The organism is Serratia sp. MF1(2023), assembly GCF_030954545.1.
In the GTDB taxonomy this organism is placed as follows: Bacteria; Pseudomonadota; Gammaproteobacteria; order Enterobacterales; family Enterobacteriaceae; genus Serratia; species Serratia sarumanii.
In genome coordinates this window covers 195,440-221,790 of the sequence record NZ_JAVHUX010000008.1, presented here as the reverse complement: position 1 = coordinate 221,790, position 26,351 = coordinate 195,440, and the positions used below count along the sequence as shown (strand labels likewise).

Annotated in this window: 23 protein-coding genes, 2 pseudogenes and 1 other annotated feature; of the genes and pseudogenes, 15 read left to right on the top strand and 10 right to left on the bottom strand. The window is 53.6% G+C overall.

Annotated features, from left to right (window positions below):
* Nucleotides 1-268 precede the first annotated feature (268 nt).
* From REA38_RS03935 to gndA, 12 genes and pseudogenes are all read left to right on the top strand, one after another.
* Entirely contained in the window at nucleotides 269-580 is a 312-nt protein-coding gene (locus tag REA38_RS03935; protein ID WP_060422833.1) for an IS3 family transposase, read from the top strand.
* 119 nt (nucleotides 581-699) lie between these two features.
* Nucleotides 700-1,446: an IS3 family transposase gene (locus REA38_RS03930; protein ID WP_072265041.1), complete on the top strand. Its 747-nt coding sequence runs from the start codon at nucleotides 700-702 to the stop codon at nucleotides 1,444-1,446.
* A pseudogene (locus REA38_RS03925) lies at nucleotides 1,436-2,566 on the top strand (IS3 family transposase). Before REA38_RS03930 ends, REA38_RS03925 begins: the two are co-directional and overlap by 11 nt.
* 936 nt (nucleotides 2,567-3,502) lie before the next feature.
* The gene (gene rfbD / locus REA38_RS03920) at nucleotides 3,503-4,390 is read left to right on the top strand and encodes a dTDP-4-dehydrorhamnose reductase (RefSeq protein WP_164134078.1); all 888 of its coding nucleotides are present in this window, start codon (nucleotides 3,503-3,505) and stop codon (nucleotides 4,388-4,390) included.
* A gap of 281 nt (nucleotides 4,391-4,671) precedes the next feature.
* Complete coding sequence (rfbC, locus tag REA38_RS03915) at nucleotides 4,672-5,217, top strand: dTDP-4-dehydrorhamnose 3,5-epimerase (RefSeq protein ID WP_308885053.1); 546 nt, start codon at nucleotides 4,672-4,674, stop codon at nucleotides 5,215-5,217.
* Entirely contained in the window at nucleotides 5,214-6,032 is an 819-nt protein-coding gene (locus REA38_RS03910; RefSeq protein ID WP_072021573.1) for an ABC transporter permease, read from the top strand. Before rfbC ends, REA38_RS03910 begins: the two co-directional genes overlap by 4 nt.
* A complete protein-coding gene (locus tag REA38_RS03905; protein WP_047568462.1) occupies nucleotides 6,022-7,359 on the top strand; it encodes an ABC transporter ATP-binding protein in 1,338 nt (445 codons plus the stop codon). The genes REA38_RS03910 and REA38_RS03905 overlap by 11 nt, the downstream gene beginning before the upstream one ends.
* Nucleotides 7,356-7,766 (top strand): annotated as a pseudogene (locus REA38_RS24545) (CmcI family methyltransferase); the annotation flags it as partial. The gene REA38_RS03905 and the pseudogene REA38_RS24545, both read left to right, overlap by 4 nt.
* Nucleotides 7,767-8,507: 741 nt before the next feature.
* Nucleotides 8,508-10,925: a glycosyltransferase gene (locus REA38_RS03900; RefSeq protein WP_374213771.1), complete on the top strand. Its 2,418-nt coding sequence runs from the start codon at nucleotides 8,508-8,510 to the stop codon at nucleotides 10,923-10,925.
* Between the two features lie 42 nt (nucleotides 10,926-10,967).
* Nucleotides 10,968-11,864 carry a glycosyltransferase family 2 protein gene (locus REA38_RS03895; protein ID WP_170310392.1) on the top strand — a complete coding sequence of 299 codons (897 nt, stop codon included), beginning with the start codon at nucleotides 10,968-10,970 and terminating at the stop codon, nucleotides 11,862-11,864.
* Nucleotides 11,861-12,703 (top strand): glycosyltransferase, encoded by an 843-nt coding sequence (locus REA38_RS03890; RefSeq protein WP_308885048.1) that lies wholly within the window; start codon nucleotides 11,861-11,863, stop codon nucleotides 12,701-12,703. The genes REA38_RS03895 and REA38_RS03890 overlap by 4 nt, the downstream gene beginning before the upstream one ends.
* A 166-nt stretch (nucleotides 12,704-12,869) precedes the next feature.
* Nucleotides 12,870-14,276: an NADP-dependent phosphogluconate dehydrogenase gene (gndA, locus tag REA38_RS03885; protein ID WP_004938815.1), complete on the top strand. Its 1,407-nt coding sequence runs from the start codon at nucleotides 12,870-12,872 to the stop codon at nucleotides 14,274-14,276.
* Between the two features lie 74 nt (nucleotides 14,277-14,350).
* On the opposite strand, the gene hisIE is transcribed toward gndA, so the two are convergent.
* From hisIE to hisL, 9 genes are all read right to left on the bottom strand, one after another.
* Nucleotides 14,351-14,971 (bottom strand): bifunctional phosphoribosyl-AMP cyclohydrolase/phosphoribosyl-ATP diphosphatase HisIE, encoded by a 621-nt coding sequence (gene hisIE / locus REA38_RS03880; protein ID WP_060418367.1) that lies wholly within the window; start codon nucleotides 14,969-14,971, stop codon nucleotides 14,351-14,353.
* Entirely contained in the window at nucleotides 14,965-15,741 is a 777-nt protein-coding gene (hisF, locus tag REA38_RS03875; RefSeq protein WP_308885046.1) for an imidazole glycerol phosphate synthase subunit HisF, read from the bottom strand. Before hisF ends, hisIE begins: the two co-directional genes overlap by 7 nt.
* Nucleotides 15,723-16,460, bottom strand: coding sequence for a 1-(5-phosphoribosyl)-5-[(5-phosphoribosylamino)methylideneamino]imidazole-4-carboxamide isomerase (gene hisA / locus REA38_RS03870; protein ID WP_033637765.1), 738 nt, complete (start codon nucleotides 16,458-16,460; stop codon nucleotides 15,723-15,725). Before hisA ends, hisF begins: the two co-directional genes overlap by 19 nt.
* Nucleotides 16,461-16,465: 5 nt before the next feature.
* Complete coding sequence (gene hisH / locus REA38_RS03865; protein WP_033637766.1) at nucleotides 16,466-17,056, bottom strand: imidazole glycerol phosphate synthase subunit HisH; 591 nt, start codon at nucleotides 17,054-17,056, stop codon at nucleotides 16,466-16,468.
* A complete protein-coding gene (hisB, locus tag REA38_RS03860; protein WP_033637767.1) occupies nucleotides 17,056-18,123 on the bottom strand; it encodes a bifunctional histidinol-phosphatase/imidazoleglycerol-phosphate dehydratase HisB in 1,068 nt (355 codons plus the stop codon). Before hisB ends, hisH begins: the two co-directional genes overlap by 1 nt.
* Nucleotides 18,120-19,208: a histidinol-phosphate transaminase gene (gene hisC / locus REA38_RS03855; protein WP_041034253.1), complete on the bottom strand. Its 1,089-nt coding sequence runs from the start codon at nucleotides 19,206-19,208 to the stop codon at nucleotides 18,120-18,122. The genes hisB and hisC overlap by 4 nt, the downstream gene beginning before the upstream one ends.
* A complete protein-coding gene (hisD, locus tag REA38_RS03850; protein WP_033646735.1) occupies nucleotides 19,205-20,512 on the bottom strand; it encodes a histidinol dehydrogenase in 1,308 nt (435 codons plus the stop codon). Before hisD ends, hisC begins: the two co-directional genes overlap by 4 nt.
* 4 nt (nucleotides 20,513-20,516) lie before the next feature.
* The gene (gene hisG, locus REA38_RS03845) at nucleotides 20,517-21,416 is read right to left on the bottom strand and encodes an ATP phosphoribosyltransferase (protein WP_033646732.1); all 900 of its coding nucleotides are present in this window, start codon (nucleotides 21,414-21,416) and stop codon (nucleotides 20,517-20,519) included.
* Between the two features lie 69 nt (nucleotides 21,417-21,485).
* Nucleotides 21,486-21,612: a sequence feature (His leader region), on the bottom strand.
* Complete coding sequence (gene hisL, locus REA38_RS03840) at nucleotides 21,588-21,635, bottom strand: his operon leader peptide (RefSeq protein ID WP_100396937.1); 48 nt, start codon at nucleotides 21,633-21,635, stop codon at nucleotides 21,588-21,590. Its footprint overlaps the feature before it by 25 nt.
* Before the next feature lie 229 nt (nucleotides 21,636-21,864).
* On the opposite strand from hisL, the gene REA38_RS03835 reads away from it, so the two are divergent.
* Nucleotides 21,865-22,689 (top strand): SDR family oxidoreductase, encoded by an 825-nt coding sequence (locus REA38_RS03835; RefSeq protein ID WP_033646730.1) that lies wholly within the window; start codon nucleotides 21,865-21,867, stop codon nucleotides 22,687-22,689.
* Here REA38_RS03835 and REA38_RS03830 read toward each other — a convergent pair.
* Nucleotides 22,682-23,611 (bottom strand): LysR family transcriptional regulator, encoded by a 930-nt coding sequence (locus REA38_RS03830; protein ID WP_048321390.1) that lies wholly within the window; start codon nucleotides 23,609-23,611, stop codon nucleotides 22,682-22,684. The two genes, REA38_RS03835 and REA38_RS03830, sit on opposite strands and share 8 nt — an antisense overlap.
* 249 nt (nucleotides 23,612-23,860) lie before the next feature.
* Between REA38_RS03830 and speB the strand changes: the two genes are divergently transcribed.
* Both speB and REA38_RS03820 read left to right on the top strand, forming a co-directional pair.
* Nucleotides 23,861-24,793, top strand: coding sequence for an agmatinase (speB, locus tag REA38_RS03825; protein WP_060387490.1), 933 nt, complete (start codon nucleotides 23,861-23,863; stop codon nucleotides 24,791-24,793).
* 76 nt (nucleotides 24,794-24,869) lie between these two features.
* Nucleotides 24,870-26,255: a sodium:solute symporter gene (locus REA38_RS03820; protein ID WP_033646725.1), complete on the top strand. Its 1,386-nt coding sequence runs from the start codon at nucleotides 24,870-24,872 to the stop codon at nucleotides 26,253-26,255.
* Nucleotides 26,256-26,351: the final 96 nt, after the last annotated feature.

The window sequence follows — 26,351 nt, the reverse complement described above, 5'->3', positions numbered from 1 at the left end:
AAACGAAAAACGATGGGGCATGTAGAATTCCTAGCCCCTATAGAGATTTTTTATAAGGGCCTGACATGGCTCTCATATTTTACCTGGGGTTTTATTATTATATACATGAAGTGTGACCTGCTCCCCGTTGATTAATACACCGCGATGTTAGTAATGTCTTCATAAGCCACATGAGGACATCCCCAGAAGAAGCGTTTGTAGTGGCACAGTGAATTTGGCCACCTGATTAAAGGTGATATTCTCACCTCAACATAAAATAGGTGACTTAATGAACAAGAAAACTAAGCGTACTTTTACCCCTGAGTTCAGGCTGGAATGTGCACAGTTGATCGTTGATAAGGGTTACTCATATCGACAAGCCAGTGAAGCGGTTAATGTTGGTTCTACCACGCTTGAATCTTGGGTACGCCAGCTCAGACGAGAGCGCCAGGGTATTACGCCTTCTGCCACCCCCATTACCCCAGAGCAGCAGCGTATCCGCGAGCTGGAAAAGCAGGTTCGCCGCCTGGAGGAGCAGAATACGATATTAAAAAAGGCTACCGCGCTCTTGATGTCCGACTCACTGAACGGTTCACGATAATTGCCAGGCTGAGCGACAGCCACACGGTAGTCAGACTTTGTTCCGCTCTGGGAGTACACCGTAGCAGTTACCGGTACTGGCAGAAACGATGCGATACTGTTAATCCGGCGCGAGTCAGGTTGTACAGCGAGATACGCCGGGCATGGAACCAGAGCCGTGGCTCTGCTGGCGCGCGCACTCTGGCTGAAATGCTGACCCAAAACGGCATTCCGATGAGCCGTTACCGTGCCGGGCGTCTGATGAAGTCCCTGAGCCTGAGCAGTTGTCAGCCCGGAAAATATCAGTACAAAAATGCCCGTCAGGAGCATACATGCCTGCCAAATCTGCTCGAGCGCCAGTTCGCTGTACCGGAGCCAGACCGGGTATGGTGCGGAGATATTACTTATATCTGGGCAGGAAATCGCTGGTGCTATCTGGCGGTCGTAATGGATCTTTTTGCCCGCAGAGTTATCGGCTGGAGTCTGTCAGCGAATGCCGATACAGCATTGATAAGCAACGCTCTGCGGATGGCATATGAGACGCGTAGCCAACCGCGTGATGTCATGTTCCATAGCGATCAGGGAAGCCAGTATACAGGCCTGAAATATCAGCAACTTCTCTGGCGTTACAGAATAAAGCAAAGCGTCAGTCGGCGGGGAAACTGCTGGGATAACAGCCCGATGGAACGCTTCTTCCGCAGCCTGAAAACAGAATGGGTGCCAGCGAATGGCTACGTGGGAAAAGACGAAGCCCGGCGGCAAATCAATCGCTATATATTGAATTACTACAATAGCGTCAGACCACATCATTATAACGGTGGACTGACGCCAGAAGAATCAGAGAACAGATACCGTTCTTACTGTAAAACCGTGGCCAATATTACTTGACCACTACAGTTTTTCCGACGAACAGATCATCAGTATCCTCCGCGAGGCTGAAGCCGGGGTTTCTGCCCGGGAGCTATGCCGTAAGCACGCCATACTTCTTACGCCACCTTTTACACCTGGCGTAAGAAGTATGGCGGTATGGAGGTGCCCGAGGTTAAGCGCCTGAAGTCGCTTGAGGAAGAGAACGCCAGACTCAAGAAGCTGCTTGTCGAAGCCATGCTGGATAAGGAGGCGCTTCAGGTGGCTCTGGGGCGAAAGTACTGACGACAGGCCAGAAGCGGGAACCGTTGAGTTTATGTGTGATGCGACCGGTCTGTCGCAACGTCGTGCCAGCAGGCTTACAGGTTTGTCTCTGTCGACCTGCCGCTACGAAGCTCAGCGTCCGGCGACTGACGCGCATTTATCGGGGCGCATTATTGAGCTGGCACTGGAGCGCAGGCGTTTTGGCTACCGCCGCATCAGGCAGTTACTGCGCCGTGAAGGCCTTCAGGTTAATCACAAGCGCGTGTACCGCCTTTAGCATCACAGCGGGCTGGGCGTAAAACGCAGACGACGTCGTAAAGGACTGGCAACGGAACGTCTGCCGCTGCTCCGCCCGGCAGCGCCCAACCTGACCTGGTCGATTGATTTCGTCATGGACGCACTGGCCACCGGTCGCAGGATAAAGTGCCTGGCCTGTGTGGACGAGTTCACGAAGGAGTGTCTGACAATTACCCCCGCATTCGGGATTTCAGGCGTTCAGGTAACGCGTATTCTGGAAAGCATTGCACTGTTTCAGGGCTATCCGGCGACGATAAGAACTGACCAGGGACCAGAGTTTACTTGCCGCGCACTAGATCAATGGGCCTTTGAGCATGGTGTTGAGTTGCGCTTAATCCAGCCAGGCAGGCCAGCGCAGAACGGATTTATTGAGAGCTTTAACGGACGATTTCGCGATGAATGTCTGAATGAGCACTGGTTCAACGATATCGTTCACGTCAGGAAAATCATTAATGACTGGCGGCAGGATTATAACGAGTGTCGTCCACATTCGGCACTGAATTATCAGATGCCATCAGAGTTTGCAGCACGGTGGCGAAATGGAAAATGTGAAAGTAAACAAGCCGACATTGCTAACTGACGGTTGTATCTAATACTGGGGGTAGGTCAGGGATACTTACACTCCCTTCTCATGTCAATAAATGGTCGGTTGGCAAAGACGCAGGCACTGCTTGGAACATCTTAGAGAGCCTAGCATGAACTTTTTATCTCTCCTAAGGGCTTACTTACACCTCTCTGTGATCGCGATAAAAGGGGACGATTGGTTCCGACTTGCAGTGAATTATTCGTCTTTTCATCTTAAGGGAACAGTTGTTTCGATAAGAAATCGCTTTGCTTTCATCGAAGTCTGATTGCTTTTTTTGCGGTTTCTCAGCGCTAATGCCAAACGTCATCAAGTGGTCAATATTTAATCTTGTGAAGGTTTTTTGTGGGTATTTAGTTCGTGTTTGAAAGGTTCAAATGGTACAATTTATCATAGAAAATCCCGTTTTCTAGGGGGGTGGGATGATTAACATTATGTTTAAAAAGAGGTTTTTTGTTTTTCTTTAATCAGCGTGAGCTGAAGGCGGGAACGCTGAATGATGAAGATAAACGGGCACGTAGCACTCTGGGAGCTGAAACCTAGGGGCGGTAGCGTGCTTTTTTAGGGGTTAAGAGAAATCCCCGTTCCGTAGGCGTTTGGCAGGATGATAGCTAGGTAAAGTAAAAACATAAGCAAAATTTGCTATTGTTTGTCCTCCTAGGCACTAGACGAATGCCGCGGAAATTTAGTTTTTGATATACCCACTAATCATCAACACATTCTACTCCCGGCTGTACGATAAATCAGTGGCTAAATGAGCTTTTTGACCTTTGAATGTACAATTTTTGGCGAAAAATGACTCTTCTTAACTGTTGTAAGTAGGATGGCTGTGATGCGGCTGAATGCCACAGCGTTGACGGATAGTGAGTAATGCTAATTTTTTGAAATGTTTAGTGCAGCTTCTGCGCTAAACAACGATGAGATATCGCGCAAATGAATATTTTACTGTTTGGTAAAAATGGGCAAGTTGGTTGGGAATTACAGCGTGCCTTGGCGCCATTGGGACAGGTGGTGGTGCTCGACTACAATACTACAGAATATTGCGGTGATTTCACTAATCCGAAAGGGATCGCCGAAACGGTTCGGCGTGTAAAGCCGCATGTTATTGTTAATGCCGCCGCTCATACCGCGGTGGATAAGGCTGAAAATGAAACGGAGTTGGCAGAGCTCATTAATTCGACATCAGTCGCAGCTTTAGCTAAAGCTGCAGAAGAAGTCGGAGCGCTGCTGGTTCATTATTCTACTGATTATGTATTCAACGGCCGCGGCGAATCGGCTTGGACGGAAAACGACCCAACATCGCCGCTGAATATTTATGGGCAAACAAAGTTGAGTGGGGAGCAGGCGATTCAGAAATATGCGTCACGCTACCTGATTTTCCGCACCAGCTGGGTCTATGCCGCAAAAGGCAATAACTTTGCGCGTACGATGATTCGTCTGGCGCAAGAACGTGATTCTCTTTCGGTGATCAACGATCAATTTGGGGCTCCAACGGGAGCAGAGTTGCTGGCCGACTGCACCGCACATGCGATTAAAACCGCCATGCTTCGCCCTGAAGTGAGTGGGGTGTATCATCTGATAGCTTCTGGCGAAACAACCTGGCATGCATATGCTTCGTTGGTCATAGATTATGCCAGAACAAAAGGTGTTGAGTTTAAGGTTTCCAATATTACTGCAGTACCGACAACTGCCTTCCCGACGCCAGCTGTACGTCCATTAAATTCTCGTTTGTGTACAGAAAAATTCCAACAAACATTTGGCCTGACATTGCCGCATTGGGAGCTTGGTGTGAAGCGGATGCTTGACGAAATATTGCGATAGTACAAAGGCAATATTTATCATATGAAGCCTTGGCAGAAAGTTGTTCTGAAAGATTATCGACGGCTAAATCTCAGTCGTCGGCTTAACATTAAACGATAACTCACTAATAATTTCATACCGTAATGCATGCTTGTGAAAAAATATCGGTATATTTCTTCATCCGTAGTAGTGGTTATCGTCAGTGAAGGCCTGGATAAGTGGCACTCCATTGTTCCTATATGAAGCGCCTATGTTTTCTGGTTTTGTTAAATTTCTGTTGATGTAAACGGAAGGAAAGTGTAATGAAAGTGATTGCTACAGCGCTGTCAGATGTTTTGATTTTTGAGCCGACAGTTTTCGGTGATCCGCGTGGGTTCTTTTTTGAGAGTTTCAGTCAAAGAGTTTTTGATGAGGCGGTTGGGCGTCATGTCGATTTTGTGCAAGATAACCACTCAAAATCGACGAAAGGAGTTTTACGCGGCCTCCATTATCAACTGAATCCTCATGCTCAAGCAAAACTGGTACGCTGCGTTGAAGGTGAGGTTTTCGATGTCGCGGTTGATATTAGACGTCATTCTAAAACCTTCGGGCAATGGGTAGGTGTTAAGTTAAGCGCTGAGAATAAACGTCAGCTTTGGATACCAGAAGGTTTTGCCCATGGTTTCTTGACGCTGAGTGACACTGCGGAATTCGTTTATAAAACTACTAATTATTATGCTAAAGAAAGCGAGAGAAGTATTCTTTGGAATGATAAAGATATCAATATTGGTTGGGAAACCAATAATTGCCTGCTTTCTGATAAAGATTTATCTGCCTCACGATTTATTGATGCAGAGGTTTTTGAATGAAAACAATAGTAAAAACGACGTTAGACCTTTTCGGCACAACCTTTAAAAATAAGCGTTTAATCTATACGCTAACTAAACGGGAAGTTATCAGCCGGTACCGTGGTTCTGTGTTTGGCCTATTGTGGTCGTTTTTTACGCCTATTTTAATGCTAGTTGTTTATACTTTTGTATTTAGTGTTGTCTTTCAGGCTAAGTGGAGTGAGGGACAAACGTCTAAGTCGGCTTTTGCATTAGTGCTATTCTCCGGCCTTATCATATTTAATCTTTTCTCTGAGTGTGTTAATCGTGCACCGACTACGATCCTTGCTAATTCCAATTATGTAAAAAAAGTTATATTTCCGTTAGAAATATTACCATGGGTGAATATGGGGGCTGCGCTATTTCACTTCTTTATTAGTTGTTCTGTTTGGTTGGTTTTCTATATTTTTGAAGTGGGTGTTCCACATGCTACGATTTTGTTACTTCCATTCATTCTCTTACCATTGGTTTTAATGGTTATGGGGCTTAGTTGGATTTTATCTTCATTAGGCGTGTATTTGCGAGATGTGGGTCAACTAGTTGGTATAATTACCATGGTATTAATGTTCCTGTCTCCGATCTTTTTCCCCATTTCAGCATTGCCTGCTGAAATAAAACCGCTTCTTTCGCTCAATCCGTTGGCGGTTTTTATTGAGCAAGCGCGAGATGTTATGTATTGGGGGCGCATCCCTGACTTTTATTCGTGGGTAAAAGCGTTGGTTTCCGGCTCTTTAATTGCATGGTTTGGTTTTTTCTGGTTCCAAAGAACACGAAAGGGGTTTGCTGATGTCATCTGATAATATTATTGAAGTAGAAGGCCTCAGTAAATGTTACCAGATTTATGACTCACCGAAGGATCGCTTACTGCAGATGTTTTTTCGCGGAAGCAAAAAACTATTTCGTGAGTTTTGGGCGTTGAAGAATGTCTCATTTAGCTTAAAAAAAGGTGAAACGGTAGGCATTATTGGTCGTAATGGTTCAGGTAAATCAACGTTACTTCAAATGATCTGCGGCACTCTGACACCGACAGATGGTACGGTTAAAGTTAACGGAAAAATAGCGGCTCTACTGGAGCTGGGTGCCGGGTTCAACCCTGAGTTCACAGGGCATGAAAATATCTTTATGGCGGCATCACTGTATGGTTTGAGCAATGAGCAGATCCGCGAGCGTTATGAAAGTATTCTGGCCTTTGCCGACATTGGCGAACATATTGATCAGCCGGTAAAAACATACTCCAGTGGTATGTATGTCCGTCTTGCTTTCGCTGTAATTGCTCATGTTGATGCCGATATTCTTGTAGTGGATGAAGCCTTAGCGGTTGGCGACGCTGTCTTTACGCAAAAATGCATGCGTTTCATCCGTAAGTTTAAAGAGAATGGGACACTGCTTTTCGTTAGCCATGATACCAACTCCGTTATTAATCTTTGTGATAAAGCTATCTGGCTTCATCAAGGAGAAATGGTCACTTCAGGTAAAGCAAAGAGTATAGCTGAAAAGTATTTGCAGTATACTCTCCAGGAAGTTTATGGCGACGAAACGAAGTTGGATAGCCTTAAAAAAGAAACAATTGGGGATGTCGATGACAAACCTCAAACGGTAGAAGTTACTGCTGATAAATCTATCATTAATTACAACTCTCAGTATGGCATGGGAGAAAATTTGTCCGAGGCTGAAGGTTGGAAAACAGGGGCCGGCGAAATCCTTTCTGTTTCATTTTCAGAATTGACAAGTGGCAATACGCTACATGTCTTTAAAGGCGGAGAAAAAGTCAAGCTGACTATTGAAGCTGTTGCACATGAGTTTTTTGATGCACCTATAATCGGTTTTTTGGTAAAAGACCGCTTGGGGCAGGTATTATTTGGAGAAAACACTCTGCCATTTACACAGAGTGAGCCAAAAAAAATTAGTGCAGGAGAGATTTTCTCCGCGCATTATGTGTTCACATTGCCGATGCTGCCAAATGGAGAATACGCAATGATGGTATCGTTGGCAAATGGTGATATAAATAACCATGTTCAGCACCATTGGATGCATGACGCTGTCATCATTAACGTTTCATCTAGTGAGGTCCGTTGGGGGCTCGTTGGTATTAAATTTGATGAAGTGAAGCTGGAAATTAAATGAAAACATTAGTTGAACTCTATGAAGAGCATCATGGAAAATCTTCTGATAAATGGTCTATATATCTTTCCTCTTACCATGAAGTATTGTCTCATCTTAAGTTTAACCCTGTTAACTTTATGGAGATAGGTGTTCAAAATGGAGGCTCATTAGAGGTCTGGAATACATATTTTCCAAATGCAAAAAATATTATTGGCTGTGACATTGATGCTAATTGCGCTCAGCTGAAGTATGAAGAGAAAAAAATACAGGTTGTCATCGGAAATTCTTCGACTGTAGAAGTAAAAGAAAAAATAGAGTCTATAACACCTACAATCACTATCGCTATTGACGATGGTTCACATGATTCCTCTGATATTATTAAGTCATTCCTTCTCTATTTTCCGCTGGTGGAAGATGGTGGCTACTATATTATTGAAGATTTGCACTGTAGCTATTGGCAGGCTTTTGAAGGTGGTTTATATGATCCATATTCTTCAATGGCATTCCTTAAAAAACTTGCGGATATTCCTAACCATGAACATTGGGGAGTTGAAAAATCTGAGCATGATTACCTAAAACCTTTTTATCAGTATTACAATTGTGAAGCATTGGATTCGGTTGACTATAGCCATATACATTCTGTTCAATTTATCAACTCGCTCTGTATTATCAAGAAAAAATCGCCCCAAGAAAATATCCTTGGTCCTCGAGTTATTATCGGAGACGAAGAAGCGGTAGTTAAAGGGAACCTAAAAGTTGATGGTAGTTTGAATGTTGCCCCCGCGCAGGATAAAAATCCTTGGGGCGATCTACCGACGTTCCCTGAGATGGAATGGCAAAGCTTAACTGAAAATAACAAAAGTCAACTCGAGGAAAAAAAACAAGCACTGGCGAAAATAGAGAAGCTAAACCGCGATATTATCTATTACAAGAGTGTCGAAGAGGTTCTTCGCCAAGAGGTTGATGTAAACCGACAAAGTATGGCCGAGAAAGATCGGTTGGTGCACTCTTTGTCACACGACAACCATGCGCTATTAACATCGACAAGTTGGAAAGTCACACAGCCAATGCGAACGGGTGTAGCGAATCTGCGTAAATTAAAACGCGGCGTAGTCGTTTCTAAGAATGTTATCAAAATACACGGTCTTCAATATAGCCTGAAAAAGGCTATGGCAGTGTATAAGCAGTTTGGTATGCGTGGTGTGATTGACAGGCTACGTTTGATAAATCAACAGCACGTTGCCTCTCACGTTATAGAACGCAAGGAATTGGCCACTGTTGGCGTTGTGGCCGAAGCGGTTTTGATGCCTAAAGTGCTGATTATTGCTGAAATGTCTATTCCCCAATGCCGCAAATATCGTGTTGACCAAAAGGTAGAGCTTTTCAAAAAGCTTGGGATTGAAGCCACTGCATTAAGCTGGACTCAGCAAAATGAGTGTATGGAAGCGTTGCAAACGCATTCAATAGTTATCTTTTATCGCGTTCCCGCTTTTGAAAGTATGGATCGTATTTTCGATGAATGTGAACGTTTGAATCTGACCACTCTCTGGGAAGTTGACGATCTTATTTTTGATAGGGACGTGCTGGCTAATAGCAAGACCTTGAATGAACTAGATAAAAATACATTTAATGGGCTTCTTGAAGGTGCCAGCCTTTATAAGCGAGCAATGCTGAAATGTCGGGGGACGATTGCTTCCACGCAACATCTGGCCGAGGCAATGATCGATGCGGGCGCGAAATACGCCTACGTGATAGAGAATGCGCTGGATCCTGAAACTATTATTACGGCTCAAAACCTGCCAGTTTCGCGCACGAGTGAAACCGATGGGATTGTTCGAATTGTTTATGGCTCTGGAACCAGTACACATAATGTTGATTTTCAGGAAGCAGCCAGTGCTATTCTTAATGTATTGAAAAATAATGAAAATGTACGTTTTCGTTTAATTGGGGTTTTAGAACTTCCGCCATCGTTTGATGCGGTGAAATCGCAGATTGAACGCGTTGAACTTTGCCCTTATAAAGACTATCTTAAGGTTTTGGCAGAATGTGACATCAGTTTGGCTCCGCTGGAAGATTACGTATTTAATTATTCCAAAAGCAACATCAAGTTTATTGAGGCCTCTATTCTTGGTATACCAAGCATTTGCTCACCACTGCCGACCTTTAGTCGAGTTATAGAGCATGGTGTGAATGGTTACCTATGTAAAACCCCTGTGGAGTGGGAGGCGACGCTGCTCCAGTTGGTTCAATCTGCTGAGTTAAGAAGCGAAATTGGATCGCATGCTCAGACGACGGTGCTGCATCATTATTCGCCGGATAATATAGCTAAAGAACAAGTTTCTGTTATTGCTGATAAATTTATTAGACGCAATAAAGCAGCTAAGCAGAAAAATATACTCTCGGTTAATTGTTATTATAACCCTCGTTCATTTGGTGGGGCGACCGTTGTTGCAGAGGAGCTTAATAAGCGTTTCGATTCCAATGGAGATATTAATATTCATGTTGTGACATCCCTCTCTGAAGATTATGTAATGCCATACCATATACGGCGTTATGGTGCTTTTGGTCATGATTGTTATGGCATTGGGTTGCCTCACTTCTTGCGTGAAGAAGAACAAATACTGAATCACAATATTGATCCTGCATTTAAGCAGATTCTCGATGTTGTCAAACCGGACTGTGTTCATTTTCACTCTATTCAAGGCCTAGGCATTTCTATGTTGGAGGTCTGTGCTGAAAGAGATATCCCAATAATTGTCACTGCGCATGATTATTGGTGGTTATATGACCATCAGTTTATTCTCAGCTTCGACGATAAGCACAAGTTGCGTGGTGTTTTCGAGGGTCACGAATCGGAAAAACTGAAGGATAAAGATACGGTCAGTTATTATGTCCTGAAGAAACGCAAGGCGCTGATGTTGGCGAGTAAAATTCTTGCGCCAAGTGCATTTACTCGTCAACTTTATGCTAGTGAAGGCTTCGGTAATGTTCATCTGAATAAAAATGGTGTAAATTATCCGCAGTTGACTAAAGATAGAGAGGTTTCAAAAGTGATAACCTTTGGTTATGTTGGTGGAAACACCAACATTAAGGGATATCATTTAATCAAGGAAGCTTTCAGAAATATTGCTGCTGAAGATGCCAAGGTTGTGATTGTTGATAATACGTTGAATCTTGGCTTTAGAACTTTTCATGACAGTGACCTAGACGGGTTGAATAATTATGAAGTTGTTCCCGCATTTACTCAGCAAAATATGGATGAATTTTATGGCAGTATTGATGTTCTGCTCTATCCGACGCAATCTAAAGAAAGCTTTGGCTTGACGGTTCGCGAAGCCTTAATCCGCAATGTTTGGGTGATTACCTCTGATGCGGGGGGAGCTCCTGAAGATATTATTGATGGAGAAAATGGTATTGTTATTCCATTTGATAACGATGCCATGAAGTTGCTGGCTGCTGTTGAGGCAACGATACAATATTTCCGCCAAATGCCAGATGGACGTTTGCCTGTCATGCCTCACTCTCATATTCGTTCTTTTGATGAACAGTATGAAGAACTGGCAGAGATCTACCTTTCTACTCACTAAGAAAAGGGCCGAGAGGCCCTTTTTTTCTTAGGGAAAACTAGTGTGAATAGGAAAATAATCGCAATTACGGTAAGTTATAATCCTAATATCCCCAGCCTTAAACGACAGATTAAGGTACTGTTGGCAAGCCAGGTTGCTGTAGTTGTTGTTGACAATAATTCAACCAATTCTGAACAGCTGACAATTGCCTTGGCCGAGTTTTCTGGGCAATTAACGTTAATGTGTTTGGCCGAAAATGAAGGGATAGCTGCAGCTCAGAATCGCGGTATCCGAATGGCAAAAGAGCAAGGGTTCGACTATGTGTTGTTAATGGATCAGGATAGTCTCCCGGCAGATAATATGGTTGAAGAACTTTTGACGGCGGCTAAGCACAAGAATGGATTAGCCGCCGTTGGCCCCTGTTTTATTGACGCAGATCAAAGCGTCAGGGCTCGGTTTATTCGCGTTGAAGGGATTCGTATTATCAAAATGTCATCAAGTTCCTGCGATAATATCGTTGAGGTTGATCATCTTATTGCATCCGGGTCGTTGATTCCTGTTGCTGTTTTCGAACGGGTGGGGCTAATGGATGAATCCCTCTTTATCGATTATGTCGACATAGAGTGGGCACTGCGTGCTCGGGCAAAAGGGTTGTTGTCATATGGTGTTTTTTCCGCGCAAATGCATCATAGCCTGGGAGACGGACGCATTGAGTTTGCCGGAAGGCACATTGCAATACATAGCCCCCTTCGTCATTATTACCTCGTTAGGAATGCCATACTTTTGTATAAGAAAGATTATATTCCTTTGAATTGGAAATTGGTCGACACGTACAAGCTTGTCTTGAAATTGACTTTTTTGTTACTTTTTTCTGGTCAGCGGTTGCAGAACTTAAAAGCAATTGTACAAGGGGGTATTCATGGTATTACGAGTAAATCAGGTAAGTGTCCATTACAATGAATTATACACATATTGATAATGATATAATTTCAGGGCAGTGTGCCAAAATCCGTGTGCAAATTTCAGTTGTGTCTTTTTACATTAATGATGACATCTTTACTTTGATGGATTCCATCGTGAAAGCTGAACGAGCCTGCCCAAATATTCAAGTGGACGTGACTGTCGTCGAGAATGGTTTCAAACAGAAAACGGATCTCCACCATTTCCTTGAGGAGCAATATCCCTGCTGTCGAGTAGTCATTTCGGGTGAAAATATCGGTTATGGCCGTGCGCACAATCTGACATTAAGTCATGACTATGATTACCATCTTATTTTAAATCCCGATATTATTCTGTACGAAGATACACTGGCCGTAGCTATGCGGTTTATGAACGATAACCCTCAGTGCGGATTATTGACGCCATTGGCCCGGTGGCGAAATGGTGAGCGACAGTTTTTGTGCAAACGCTATCCATCAGTATTCACTTTGCTGTTGCGGGCATTTGCTCCTGCGATAGTAAAGAAATTTTTTAAGTTCAGACTCGACCACTATAATATGGTGGACGTTATTAATGAGACAGATAACTACTGGAATCCTCAAATTGTCAGTGGTTGTTTTATGCTATTCCGTAGTGATGTTTTGCAGCAACTCGCAGGATTTGACCCTCAGTTTTTCTTGTATTTTGAAGATACAGACCTCAGTTTTCGAGCCAGCAACATTACGCATGTTGCCTATGTGCCTAGCGTGAAAATCATCCATCATGGCGGAAATGTATCAAAAAAAGGAATCAAACATATTCTATTTTTCTGTCATTCGATGGTTAAATTTTTTAATAAGTATGGCTGGAAAATACGGTAACTATAATAAAAATGTGGTTTTTGATGGTATTGTAATCAGTAATTGATTTTTCATGCCTATCACACCTATTGCTACCCTACATGCCAAAACTTCGGTTACTATCCTCTAACAGTAGATAAATAACAGACGCTTCAGGTCTGTGTCATTCAAAGACAGGAGTTCCTAAATGTCCAAGCAACAAATCGGCGTTGTCGGCATGGCGGTAATGGGCCGCAACCTCGCGCTGAACATCGAGAGCCGTGGTTACACCGTTTCCATTTTCAACCGTTCTGGCGACAAAACTGACGAAGTGATCGCTGAGAACCCGGGCAAGAATCTGGCGCCGTATTACACCGTTGAAGAGTTTGTCGAATCGCTGGAAAAACCGCGCCGCATCCTGCTGATGGTGAAAGCGGGCGAAGCAACGGATAAAACCATTGCCTCGCTGACTCCGCACCTGGACAAGGGCGATATCCTGATCGACGGCGGCAACACCTACTATCAGGACACCATCCGTCGTAACCGCGAACTGTCCGACCAGGGCTTCAACTTCATCGGTACCGGCGTTTCCGGCGGTGAAGAGGGCGCGCTGAAAGGGCCTTCCATCATGCCTGGCGGCCAGAAAGAAGCTTACGAGCTGGTGGCGCCGATCCTGGAGAAAATCGCTGCGGTTGCCGAAGGCGAGCCTTGCGTGACCTACATCGGCGCAGACGGCGCCGGCCACTATGTGAAAATGGTGCACAACGGCATCGAATACGGCGATATGCAGCTGATTGCCGAAGCCTATTCTCTGCTGAAGCAGGCGCTGAACCTGAGCAACGAGCAACTGGCCGAAACCTTCGCCGAGTGGAACAAGGGCGAACTGAACAGCTACCTGATCGACATCACCAAAGACATCTTCACTAAGAAAGACGAAGAGGGTAAATACCTGGTCGATGTGATCCTGGACGAAGCCGCCAACAAAGGCACCGGCAAGTGGACCAGCCAGAGCTCGCTGGATCTGGGCGAACCGCTGTCGCTGATCACCGAGTCGGTGTTTGCGCGCTACCTGTCCTCGCTGAAAGACCAGCGCGTTGCCGCGTCTAAAGTGCTGACCGGCCCGAAAGTGGCGCCGTTCACCGGCGACAAAGCCGAGTTCATCGAGAAAGTGCGTCGCGCGCTGTATCTGGGCAAGATCGTATCCTACGCGCAGGGCTTCTCTCAGCTGAAAGCCGCGTCTAAAGAAAACAACTGGGATCTGCACTACGGCGAAATCGCCAAGATCTTCCGCGCCGGCTGCATCATCCGCGCCCAGTTCCTGCAGAAGATCACCGACGCTTACGCGGCGGATGCCGATATCGCCAACCTGCTGCTGGCGCCATACTTCAAGCAAATCGCCGACGAGTACCAGCAGGCGCTGCGTGACGTGGTGGCCTATGCCGTGCAGAACGGTATTCCTACGCCGACCTTCTCCGCTGCGATCGCCTACTACGACAGCTACCGCTCCGCGGTGCTGCCGGCGAACCTGATCCAGGCGCAGCGCGACTACTTCGGTGCGCACACCTATAAACGCATCGACAAGGAAGGCGTGTTCCATACCGAATGGATGGAATAAGTCCGCCCGTTGAGCGATAAAAAAAGCCGCCGAGGTTAACGCCCGGCGGCTTTTTTATTGGGCGCGAGTTAGCGTCACGCTTTTTTCTGATGCCGTTCGCGCAGCCGGCCGATCACCGCGCTCAGGTCCAGATCCTGGTCCTGCAGCAGCACCAGCAGGTGATAGATCAGATCCGAGGCTTCGTTGGTCAGCTCTTCGCGATCGTTGACCGTGGCGGCCAGCGCGGTTTCCACGCCTTCCTCCCCGACCTTCTGCGCAATGCGCTTGGTGCCGCTGGCATACAGGCTGGCAGTGTACGAGCTGTCCGGGCTGGCGTGCTTGCGCTCCGCCAACAGCTGCTCCAGCTGATAGAGGAACGTCCAGTCGCTGGCGGCCGGGTGGAAGCAACTGCTGTTGCCGAGGTGGCAGGTCGGGCCGATCGGGTTGGCCAATACCAGCAGCGTGTCGTTATCGCAGTCCGGCGTGATGCTGACCACCTTGAGGAAGTGGCCGGAGCTTTCACCCTTGGTCCACAGGCGCTGCTTGGTGCGCGAGAAGAAGGTGACGTTGCCGCTCTGCTCGGTGGCCGTCAGCGCTTCCGGCGTCATGTAACCCAGCATCAGCACTTCGCCGGAAACGGCGTGCTGCACGATGGCCGGCATCAGGCCGTCGGTTTTTTCCCAGTCCAGCTGGTTGTTCTGTTGTTCTGTCAGCACACGCGAATCTCCACGCCTTGTTCAACCAGGAACCTTTTCAGCTCGCCGATATTGATGATTTGTTTGTGGAACACCGACGCCGCCAGCGCGCCGTCGACGTCCGCATCGTGGAACGCTTCCAGGAAGTGCTCCATGGTGCCCGCGCCGCCCGAGGCGATCAGTGGCACCTTGCAGGCCTCGCGCACCCGGCGCAGCTGCTGCAGATCGTAACCGTTGCGCACGCCGTCCTGGTTCATCATGTTCAGCACGATCTCACCGGCGCCGCGGCGCTGCACTTCCTGTACCCAGTCGAGGGTTTCCCACTGGGTGATGCGGGTGCGGCTCTCGTCGCCGGTATATTGGTTGACGTGATACTTGCCGGTTTCACTGTCGAACCAGGTGTCGATGCCCACGACGATGCACTGCACGCCGAAGCGTTCCGCCAGGCGGCTAATCAGCTCGGGATCGGCCAGCGCCGGCGAGTTGATCGAAATCTTGTCGGCGCCGAAAGACAGGATCTGGCTGGCGTCCTCGGCGCTTTTAATGCCGCCGGCGACGCAGAACGGAATATCAATCACCTCCGCCACGCGCGATACCCAGCTTTTGTCCACCACCCGGCCGTCGCTCGAGGCGGTGATATCGTAAAACACCAGCTCGTCCGCACCTTCTTGCGCATAGCGCTGCGCCAGCGGCACGATGTCGCCGATGATTTCGTGGTTGCGGAACTGCACGCCTTTCACCACTTGCCCGTCTTTAACATCCAGGCACGGGATTATCCGTTTTGCCAGCATGCGATCGCCTCCTCAACGCTAAATTTACCTTCGAGCAGGGCGCGCCCCACGATCACGCCGGCAACGCCGCTGCCGCGCAGCTGGGCGATGTCGTCCAGATTGCCGATGCCGCCCGAGGCCTGGAAGGCCACCTGCGGATAGCGGCGGCTGATCGCCTGATACAGCGCCACGTTGGAACCGGCCAGCGTGCCGTCGCGCGAAATGTCGGTGCACAGCACGTGCTTCAGCCCGTAGGGCAGGAACTGCTCCACCACCTGTTCCAGCGTGGCGTCGGAATCCTCCTGCCAGCCGCTGATGGCCACGCGTTTCACGCCCTGCGCGTCGATGCGCACGTCCAGCGCCAGCACCAGCGCGTCGGCGCCGTAGCGCTCGAACCAGCTCTGCACCAGTTGCGGCTGTTTCACCGCGGTGGAGCCGATCACCACGCGCGTGGCACCGGCCTCCAGCAGGGCGCTGACGTCTTGCTCGTTGCGGATGCCGCCGCCGACCTGCACCGGCACATTAACCCCCGCCAGCAGTTTGCGCAGCAGCGGGATCTGGCGCGCCGCCGGATCCTTGGCGCCGGTCAGATCGACCAGGTGCAGCACCTGCGCGCCCTGTTGTTGATAGTCCTGCAGGCGTAACAGCGGATCGTTGCCGTAGTCGCGCTGTTGGCCGTAATCGCCCTGATGCAAACGCACCACCTTGCCGTCGATCAAATCCAAAGCCGGAATAATCATGCTGCCTACATCTCCAGAAAGTTTTTCAACAGTTGTGCGCCGGCCGCTCCAGAACGTTCTGGATGAAACTGCACGCCGAAGAAGTTGTCTTTTTGCACGGCGGCGGTGAAGGGCTCGCCGTAGTTCGCCTGGGCGATGGTGCTGGGGCATATCGGCATCGCATAGCTGTGAACGAAATAGAAGTAGGCGCCGTCATCGATGCCGCGGAACAGATGGTGGCCCGCCTGCGCGGACACCTGATTCCAGCCCATGTGCGGCAACGGCAGGCCAAAGTCGGTCATCTGCTTGACCGGCGTATCGATGAGGCCGAGCGTGGTCACGCCGCCGTTCTCTTCGCTGCTGGCCGCCAGCAGCTGCATGCCGAGGCAGATGCCCAGCACCGGCTGCGTGCAGGCCTTGATCAGTTCGATCAGATCGCGCTCGCGCAGTTGATCCATCGCCGCCTGTGCGGTGCCGACGCCCGGCAGGAACAGCTTGTCGGCGCGCAGCACGATCTCCGGATCGCGGCTCACCTCCGGCTGATAGCCCAGGCGCCGCACCGCGTAGGTGACGGAGGCCAGGTTGGCGCAGCCGGTATCCAAAATCACCACGTTCATCACAGCACTCCTTTCGAGCTCGGCAGGGTATTGCCCTCGACGCGGATCGCCTGGCGCAGCGTGCGGCCAAACACTTTGAACAGGCTCTCGACCCGGTGGTGGTCGTTTTTGCCCTTGGTCTTCAGGTGCAGCGTGCAGCCCATGGTGTAAGAGAGCGAACGGAAGAAGTGCTCGACCATTTCGGTGCTGAGATCGCCGACGCGCTGATAGTTGAACTCGGCCTTGTACTCCAGGTGCGGGCGGCCGGAGATATCCAGCGCGCAGCGCGCCAGGCATTCGTCCATCGGCAACACGAAGCCGAAGCGGGCGATGCCGCGCTTGTCGCCGAGCGCCTTGTTCAGCGCTTCACCCAGCGCCAGGCCGGTGTCTTCCACCGTGTGGTGATCGTCGATATACAGATCGCCTTTGACGTCGATCTCCATGCGGAAGCCGCCGTGGGTGGCGATCTGATCCAGCATGTGATCGAAGAAGCCGACGCCGGTTTTGATCTTGCTGCCGCCTTCGCGATCCAGCCAGACGTTGACGTCGATCTGCGTCTCTTTGGTCACGCGATTAACCCGCGCGTGGCGATCGCGCAGCGTCAGCTGGCGCACGATCTCTTTCCAGCCCAGCACGCCGCGCTGGTAGCGCAGCCCCTGGATGCCCATGTTTTCCGCCAGCTGCACGTCGGTCGGCCGATCGCCGATCACGTAGCTGTGGGCGGCATTCAGCACGCCGGGTTCGAGGTAACCCTTCACCAGCGCGGTTTTCGGTTTGCGGCAGTCGCAGTTGTCCGCCGGCAGGTGCGGGCAGATCAGCACATCGGCGAACTGAATGCCCTGTGAGCTGAGGATCTGCATCATCAGGTTGTGCGGCGGATCGAAGGTTTCCTGCGGGAAACTGGCGGTGCCGAGCCCATCCTGATTGGTGATCATCACCAGCTGATACCCCGCCTGTTGCAGCGCCAGCAGGGAAGGGATCACGTCCGGCTCGAGCGCCAGCTTGTCCAGGCGGTCAACCTGGAAATCTTCCGGTGGCTCGGCGATCAGCGTGCCGTCACGATCGATAAAGAGGATTTTTTGGCTCACATTGGCTCCTGGCGAGTCTGGTTGGCGCCGGGCAGGGCGGACAAGGCGTCCACCACGCGTTGACATTCGTCGCGGGTGCCTATGGTGATGCGCAGGCAGCCGGACAACCCGGGCTGTTTGTTTTGGTCTCGTAAGATAATGCCCTGATCCCACAAGCTTTTAAACACATTACTTGAGGCGGTGAAGCGGGCCAGCAGGTAATTGCTGTCGCTGGCGAAAACCTGCTCGACGCAGGCGCATTTTTCCAGCTGTTGCTGCAGCCAGCTGCGGGTGGCGGCGATGTCGGTGACGCGCTGACGCATGGTGCGGATACCTTCTTCGCTCAGCGCCTGCGCGGCGATATCCGCCACCGGCGTCGAGAGCGGGTAAGGCGCGATCACCTTCAGCAGCAGGGCGATCAGATCTTCGTTGGCGAGCGTAAAGCCGCAGCGCAGGCCGGCCAGCGCAAAGGCCTTCGACAGCGTGCGCAGGATAGCCAGGTGCGGATAGTCGCTCAGCCACCCGGCCACCGAGGCCTGCGGGCAAAACTCGATATAGGCTTCGTCCACCGCGACGATCGCCTTGCCTTTGGCCAGCTCCAGCAGGTTGCGCAGCGAGTCCGGGTCGATCAGGTTGCCGGTCGGGTTGTTCGGGCTGCAGACGTAGATCAGCTTCACGTTGTCCATGCTGTCTGCGATGGCCGGCAGATCCAGCTGCCAGTCCTCTTTGGCGGCCACGGTGCGGCGCTCCACGCCGAAAGTTTCGGCGCTGACGGCGTACATGCCGTAGGTCGGCGGGCAGAACAGAATGGCGTCTTTGCCCGGCTCGCAGAAGGCGCGGATCAGCAGTTCGATGCCTTCATCGGCGCCGCGGCTGACCAGCACCTGCTCTTTCTTCACCCCGGCGTAGGCGGCGTAGCGTTCGATTACCTGCGCCGGCTGGCACTCCGGATAGCGGTTGAAGGTTTGCGCGGTCAGCTGGAACTCGGGCGCGATCGGGTATTCGTTGGCGTTCAGCCACACGTCGCCCTTACCGCCGAGGCGGCGCGCCGATTGATAAGGGGTCAGCTCGCGAACGTTGGCGCGCGCCAGTTTTTCGATGCTCATGCTTGCTCCTTCAGGGCGGCGACGCGCAGGGTCACGGCGTTCTTGTGGGCGATCAGCTGCTCGGCGGCGGCCAGGGTCTCGATGGTGGCGGCCAGGTTGCTGAAGCCCTGCGGCGTCAGCTCCTGCACCGTCATGCGTTTTTGAAAATCGGCCAGCCCCAGGCTGGAGCAGGTGGCGGTGTAACCGTAGGTCGGCAGCACGTGGTTGGTGCCGGAGGCGTAATCGCCGGCGGACTCCGGCGACCAGTCGCCGAGGAACACTGAGCCGGCGCTGGTGATGCCGTCCACCAGCTCGCGCGCATTGCGGGTCTGAATGATCAGGTGCTCCGGGCCGTAGCGGTTGCTGATGGCCACGCACTCAGGCAGATCGCGCGCCACGATCAGGCGGCTGCTCGCCAGCGCCTGGCGGGCGGTCTCGGCGCGCGGCAGCTCGGCCAGCTGGCTTTCCACCGCTTCGGCCACCGCCTGCGCCATCGCCGCGTCCGGCGTCAGCAGGATCACCTGCGAATCCGGGCCGTGTTCGGCCTGCGACAGCAGATCGGAAGCGACGAATGCCGGGGTGGCGCCGGCATCGGCGATCACCAGCACCTCCGAAGGGCCGGCCGGCATGTCGATAGCCGCGCCGTCGAGACGCTGGCTGACCTGCCGCTTGGCTTCGGTCACGAAGGCGTTGCCCGGCCCGAAGATCTTCGCCACGCGCGGCACGCTTTCGGTGCCGAACGCCAGGGCGGCGATCGCCTGCGCGCCCCCGACCTGAAACACTTCCTGCACGCCGCACAGCTGTGCCGCATACAGGATCTCATCGGCGATCGGCGGCGGTGAGCACAGCACCACCCGGCGGCAACCGGCGATGCGCGCCGGCGTCGCCAGCATCAGCACGGTGGAGAACAGCGGCGCCGACCCGCCGGGAATATACAGGCCCACCGAGTCGATTGGGCGGGTCACCTGCTGGCAGCGCACGCCCGGCTGCGTTTCGACGTCCACCGCCGGCAGTCGCTGCGCGTTGTGGAAGGTGTCCACGTTGGCGACGGCCACCGCCATCGCCTGTTTGATGTCATCGCCCAGTCGCGCGCAGGCGGCGGCGATCTGCTCGGCGCTGACGCGCAGCGCGGCGACTTCCGCCTTGTCGAAGCGGGCGCTATAGTCGCGCAGCGCCCGATCGCCGTTGGCCTTCACGTTGTCGAGGATCTCGCTCACCGTGCGGGTGATGCTGTCGGAAGCGGCGATTGCCGGGCGCATCAGCAGCTCGGCCTGGCGTTCGGCGCTGCACGTTGCCCAGTCGATCGGCGTGTTGAAGGTCGACATGGCGTTACTCCATCATCTTTTCAATCGGCAGCACCAGAATCGAGCTGGCGCCGAGCGCTTTCAGTTTTTCCATGGTTTCCCAGAACAGGGTTTCGCTGCTCACCATGTGCATCGCCACGCGGTTCTGCGCGCCGGCCAGCGGCAGAATGGTCGGGCGTTCGGCGCCCGGCAGCAGCGCGACGATCTCGTCCAGCTTCTCGCTCGGCGCGTGCAGCATGATGTATTTGGATTCACGCGCCTGGATCACGCCCTGAATGCGGGTCATCAGGCGGTCGATCAGCTGCTGTTTGGCTTCCGGCATTTCGCCGTCGCGCTGGATCAGGCAGGCCTTGGAGCGGTAGATCACCTCCACCTCGCGCAGGCCGTTGGCCTCCAGCGTGGCGCCGGTAGAGACCAGATCGCAGATGGCGTCGGCCAGGCCGGCGCGCGGCGCCACTTCCACCGAACCGTTCAGCAGGCAAGATTTGAAGCGCACGCCCTGCTTGTCGAGGTATTGCTTCAGCAGGTGCGGGTAAGAGGTGGCGATGCGGGCGTCCTGCAGGCTTTGCGGGCCGGTGTATTCGGCGTCGAGCGGGGTGGCCAGCGACAGGCGGCAGCCGCCGAAATCGAGGCGGCGCAGGGTGAAGTAACGCGGGTCTTCGCCCTGAGCGCGGCGGCTGAGCAGCTCTTCTTCCAGCACGTTTTCGCCGATGATGCCCAGATCGACCACGCCGTCCATCACCAGGCCCGGAATGTCGTCATCGCGCACGCGCAGGATATCGATCGGCATGTTTTCCGCGAAGGCGATCAGGCGCTGCTGCTGCAGGTTGATCTTGATGCCGCAGCGCGCCAGCAGTTCCTGGGATTCCTCGCTCAGGCGGCCCGACTTCTGCATTGCGATCCGTAAACGTGTCTTGTCCAGCATGGTAACCTCTGTTTAATCTGTAATTTTATGAATTTGTTGTAAAAATATTCTTTCTGTCTGTCCGAAGCCAAAAAAAAACCCTCGGAAGAAATCTTCCGAGGGCTCTCTCTTGCGTTCTGCGCGCCACTGGAAGATTAACAAACCGTCTTCCAGCACACATCGCCTGAAAGACTAGTCAGGGTGATGGTGATGATGGTGGTTGAACTGAACGCGTGTCATGGTGTTTTTCTCTAATCAAAAGCCGGTAAAAACCGTATGCCGATTAAGCTAAACTATCCGCTGTCCACCGCGCAACCCTTTTTTAACGTCATAAATTTAATTTATTGAAACAGGTTAGGTTATTAGCCACACACGGCTTTACCTAACCTTAAGCCGGGCAGATTGTATCGCCGTGCACAGTGGCGTAGCCTTAGGGGCAGGGCGCTGCGATCTTCAGGAGAGGAAGAGGATGAAAAAGGTAGCCATTATTGGTTTGGGTTGGCTGGGCATGCCGTTGGCGTTATCGCTGATGGGCCGCGGGTATGACGTGGTCGGCAGCAAAACCACGCCGGACGGCGTCGAGGCCGCGCGCATGAGCGGCATCGAATGCTATCAACTGGAGCTGACGCCGGAGCTGGTGTGCGATCCGGACGATCTGGAATCACTGCTGCGCGTGGATGCGCTGGTGGTGACGCTGCCCGCGCGCCGCACCGTCGAAGGCAGCGAGAACTATTTCAATGCGGTGCGCATGCTGGTGGACAGCGCGATGGCCTTCGGCGTGCCGCGCGTGATCTTCACCAGTTCCACCTCGGTGTACGGCGAAACCGCCGGCACGCTGCGCGAAGAGTCGCCGCTGCGGCCGGTCTCGCCGTCGGGCCGGGTGCTGGCCGAGCTGGAGGGCTGGCTGCATGAATTGCCGAATACCTCAGTGGACATTCTGCGGTTGGCGGGGCTGGTGGGCGCCGATCGCCACCCCGGCCGCTTCCTGGCGGGCAAACTCGACGTGAAGGGCGGTTCGCAGGGGGTGAATCTGGTGCATCAGGACGACGTCATCGCCGCCATCCAACTGCTGCTGAAGCTGCCGAAGGGCGGCCACGTATACAACCTATGCGCGCCGCGTCATCCGGCCAAACGCGAATTTTATCCGGCGCTGGCCGAACAGCTGCACCTGGAGCCGCCGCAGTTCGCCGACGAAGCGGAGCAGGATGAGCGGCTGGTGGACGGCAACCGCATCTGCAACGAGCTGGGTTTTGAGTATCAGTATCCCGATCCGGCGCGCATGCCGGTCAGCTAACGTCCGTCAGGCCCCGCGCATGCGGGGCTTTTTTTTCGCCGGCGCGCGCCAAATCCTCCAGCAGCGCGTTCAACGCCTCGTCGGGCTGGACGGGGCGGCTGACCAGGCTAAGCGTGGCGCGGTAAGAGAGCGCCGTGCCGCCCAGCTGCCGCAGCAGCCCCTGTTCCACCCAGCGCGCCGCGTAGTGGGTGGGCAGATAGCCGAGACAGGTGCCGCTCAGCACCAGATGGGCGACGCTTTCCATATGGTGGGCCACCGCCGCCAGGTGAGGCGGCGCGATCGGGCACAGCTGCTGCGCCAGCAGGTAGCCGCGCTTGACCCAGCGCGCGTTTTCAATCTGCTCGCGCTCCGGTTCTTCCACCGTGAACAGCGGGTGATCCGCGCTGCAGTAGATCGCCTGCGTCTCCTCCAGCCACGGCTGATAACGCAACGCCTCCAACTGCTGGCCAAAGTAGCCGATGCCCAGATCGAGCTGCCGGTGCAGCAGCCCTTGCTCAATCTCGTTCGGCGAACAGATGCGGCACTGCAATTGCACGTCCTGGTGGCGGCGCTGGAAGTGTTTGATGGCCTGGCTGAACGGATTGCCCGGCAGCGAAACCAGATTATCCACCAGACCGATCTGCAGATCGCCGGTCAGCAGGCCGTTCAGCGACTGGCTGACTCGGGTGAAGTCGCGGGCGGCGTTGAACAGCGAGCGGCAGGCGATCAGCATGCGTTCGCCCTTGGGCGTCAGCCGGAAGCCGGAGCGTCCGCGCTGGCACAGGCGAAAACCCAGCCGGGTTTCCAGCGAGGCCAGGTGAGTGCTGATGGTGGACTGGTTCATCAGCAGCGCTTCCTGCGCGGCGCTGACGCCCTGAGCTTCCGCCACCGCGACGAATACCCGCAGCAGTTTCAGATCGATATCGCTTAGGTTGGTGAGCATCGTCCCCTCCGCAGAACGTCGGCCGGTTAACCCATTTTTAACATCGAGAAAATAGGTGCGGCGCTGAAGATATGGCCTCCCTTATGGCATGAAGTTGAAATAAAAATCAATACTTCAATAGGTTAGTTACATCGCGTTTTTCGATGTTTACATGCAAAAGCGGGAATGGTAGCCGGGGTGGCCAGCGGGGTAGTCTGCGAATGTTGCTCAAATGTTTCAATTCATCGCAGATCAAGACAAGGAAACGCCATGCTGAACCAACCCCAAAGCGGTAACGATATGCCGCGCTTTGCCGGTATCCCCACCATGATGCGCCTGCCCGCCGCCGAACAGGCGCGCGGTCTGGACGCCGCCTTTGTCGGCATTCCGCTGGATATCGGCACCTCCAACCGCAGCGGCACCCGCTATGGCCCGCGCCAGATCCGCCAGGAATCGGTGATGATCCGCCCCTACAACATGGGCACCGGCTCCGCCCCGTTCGAACGGCTGCAGGTGGCCGATCTGGGGGATGTCGCCATCAACCCTTACAGCCTGGCGGATAGCGTGCAGCGCATCGAGGCGGCTTACCACGAGATCCTGGCGCACGGCTGCATGCCGTTGACGCTCGGCGGCGACCACACGCTGACGCTGCCGGTGCTGCGCGCCGTCGCCCGTCGACATGGCCCGGTCGGGCTGATCCACGTCGATGCGCATTCCGACACCAACGAAGAGATGTTCGGTGAACAGCTGGCGCACGGCACCACCTTCCGCCGCGCGTTCGAGGAAGGGTTGCTGGCGCCGGAAAAAGTGGTGCAGATCGGCCTGCGCGGCAGCGGCTATGCGGCGGACGACTTCGACTGGTCACGCCGCCAGGGCTTCCGCGTGGTGCCGGCCGAGGCCTGCTGGCACCGATCGCTGACGCCGCTGATGGCGGAGATCCGCGAACAGATGGGCGATGCGCCGGTTTACCTCAGCTTCGATATCGACGGACTGGATCCGGCCTTCGCGCCGGGCACCGGCACGCCGGAGGTCGGCGGGCTGTCGGTTTGGCAGGGGCTGGAGATCGTGCGCGGCTGCCATGGGCTGAACCTGGTGGGCGGCGACGTGGTGGAGGTGTCGCCGCCTTACGATCGCTCCGGCAACACGGCGCTGCTGGCGGCCAACCTGCTGTTTGAAATGTTGTGCGTGCTGCCGGCCCGCTGAGGCGGCGCACTGACCCTACCGGCGGAGCGGTTGCGTCGGGGCCCCTGATAACAATAACAACGGAGTGGAGGTACCCATGAATCTCGATCTGCTGGTCGTGGTGTTTTACTTTCTGGTGATAGGCGCGGTGGGGTGGATGGGCATTCGCCGCGCCAATTCCAAAGAGGCGTATCTGGTCGCCGGGCGCAACCTGGGGCCGGGGCTGTATCTGGGCACGCTGTCGGCGGTGGTGCTCGGCGGCGCGTCGACCATCGGCAGCGTCAAGCTCGGCTACACCTACGGCATCTCCGGCGTCTGGCTGTGCGGCGCGCTGGGGCTGGGCATCGTGGTGTTGAGCCTGGTGCTGGCCAAGCCGCTGCTCAAGCTGAAGCTGTATACCGTCAGCCAGGTGTTGTCGCGGCGCTATCATCCGGCGGCGCGGGTTACCAGCGGCGCGATCATGCTGGCGTATGATCTGATGGTGGCGGTGACTTCGATCATCGCCATCGGCAGCGTGATGCAGGTGATGTTCGGCCTGTCGTTCAGCGCGTCTATCCTGCTCGGCGGCGGGCTGGTGGTGCTGTATTCGACGCTGGGGGGCATGTGGTCGCTGACGCTGACCGACATCATTCAGTTCATCATCATGACCGTCGGCATGATGCTGGTGCTGATGCCGATGAGCATCGTCAAGGCCGGCGGCTGGGAGGCGTTCACCAGCCTGCTGCCCGCCGGTTACTACCAGCTGTCGTCGATCGGGCTGGACACCATTCTGGTATTTTTCCTGATCTATTTCTTCGGCATTCTGATCGGCCAGGACATCTGGCAGCGGGTATTTACCGCCCGCAGCGCCAACGTGGCGCGCTTCGCCGGGCTGGGGGCGGGCGTCTACTGCGTGCTGTACGGCGTGACCGGCGCGCTGATCGGCATGGCCGGCAAGATCGTGCTGCCGTCGCTCAGCAACACCGACGGCGCCTTCGCCGCTATCGCGCAGGCGGTGTTGCCGGTCGGCGTCAGCGGGCTGGTGGCCGCCGCGGCGTTGGCGGCGCTGATGTCCACCGCCAGCGCCTGCCTGCTGGCCTCTTCCACCATCGCGCTGGAGGACGTATTGCCGGCCATCCGGCGCAAACCTTCCGGCGGGTTGGCCGCCGGGCGCTTCACCACTCTCCTCATGGGCGCGGTCATGCTGGGGCTGGCATTCGTGGTGCGCGACGTGCTGGCGGCGCTGACCCTGGCTTACAACCTGTTGGTGGGCGGCATGCTGATCCCGCTGGTGGGGGCGATCTTCTGGCCGCGCGCCACCAGCGCCGGCGCCATCGCCAGCATGCTGACCGGCAGCCTGTGCGTGGTGGGGCTGATGGTCTGGCACGGCATCGACGCCAACAGCCCAATCTACGGCGGCCTGCTGGGCGGCGGCGTCGCCTTCGTGCTGGGCAGCCTGTTGAGCCGCCCGGCAGCGCAGCTGCAGACCCAAACCGAGCGCTGAAACGCACTGAGCTTTTATCGCGGCGCCTTTGCTGCTTTACTGGAGGGCGGGGTGCACGGCTCCCAAATGGGTTTAACGGCGGTCGTAAGGAGATTG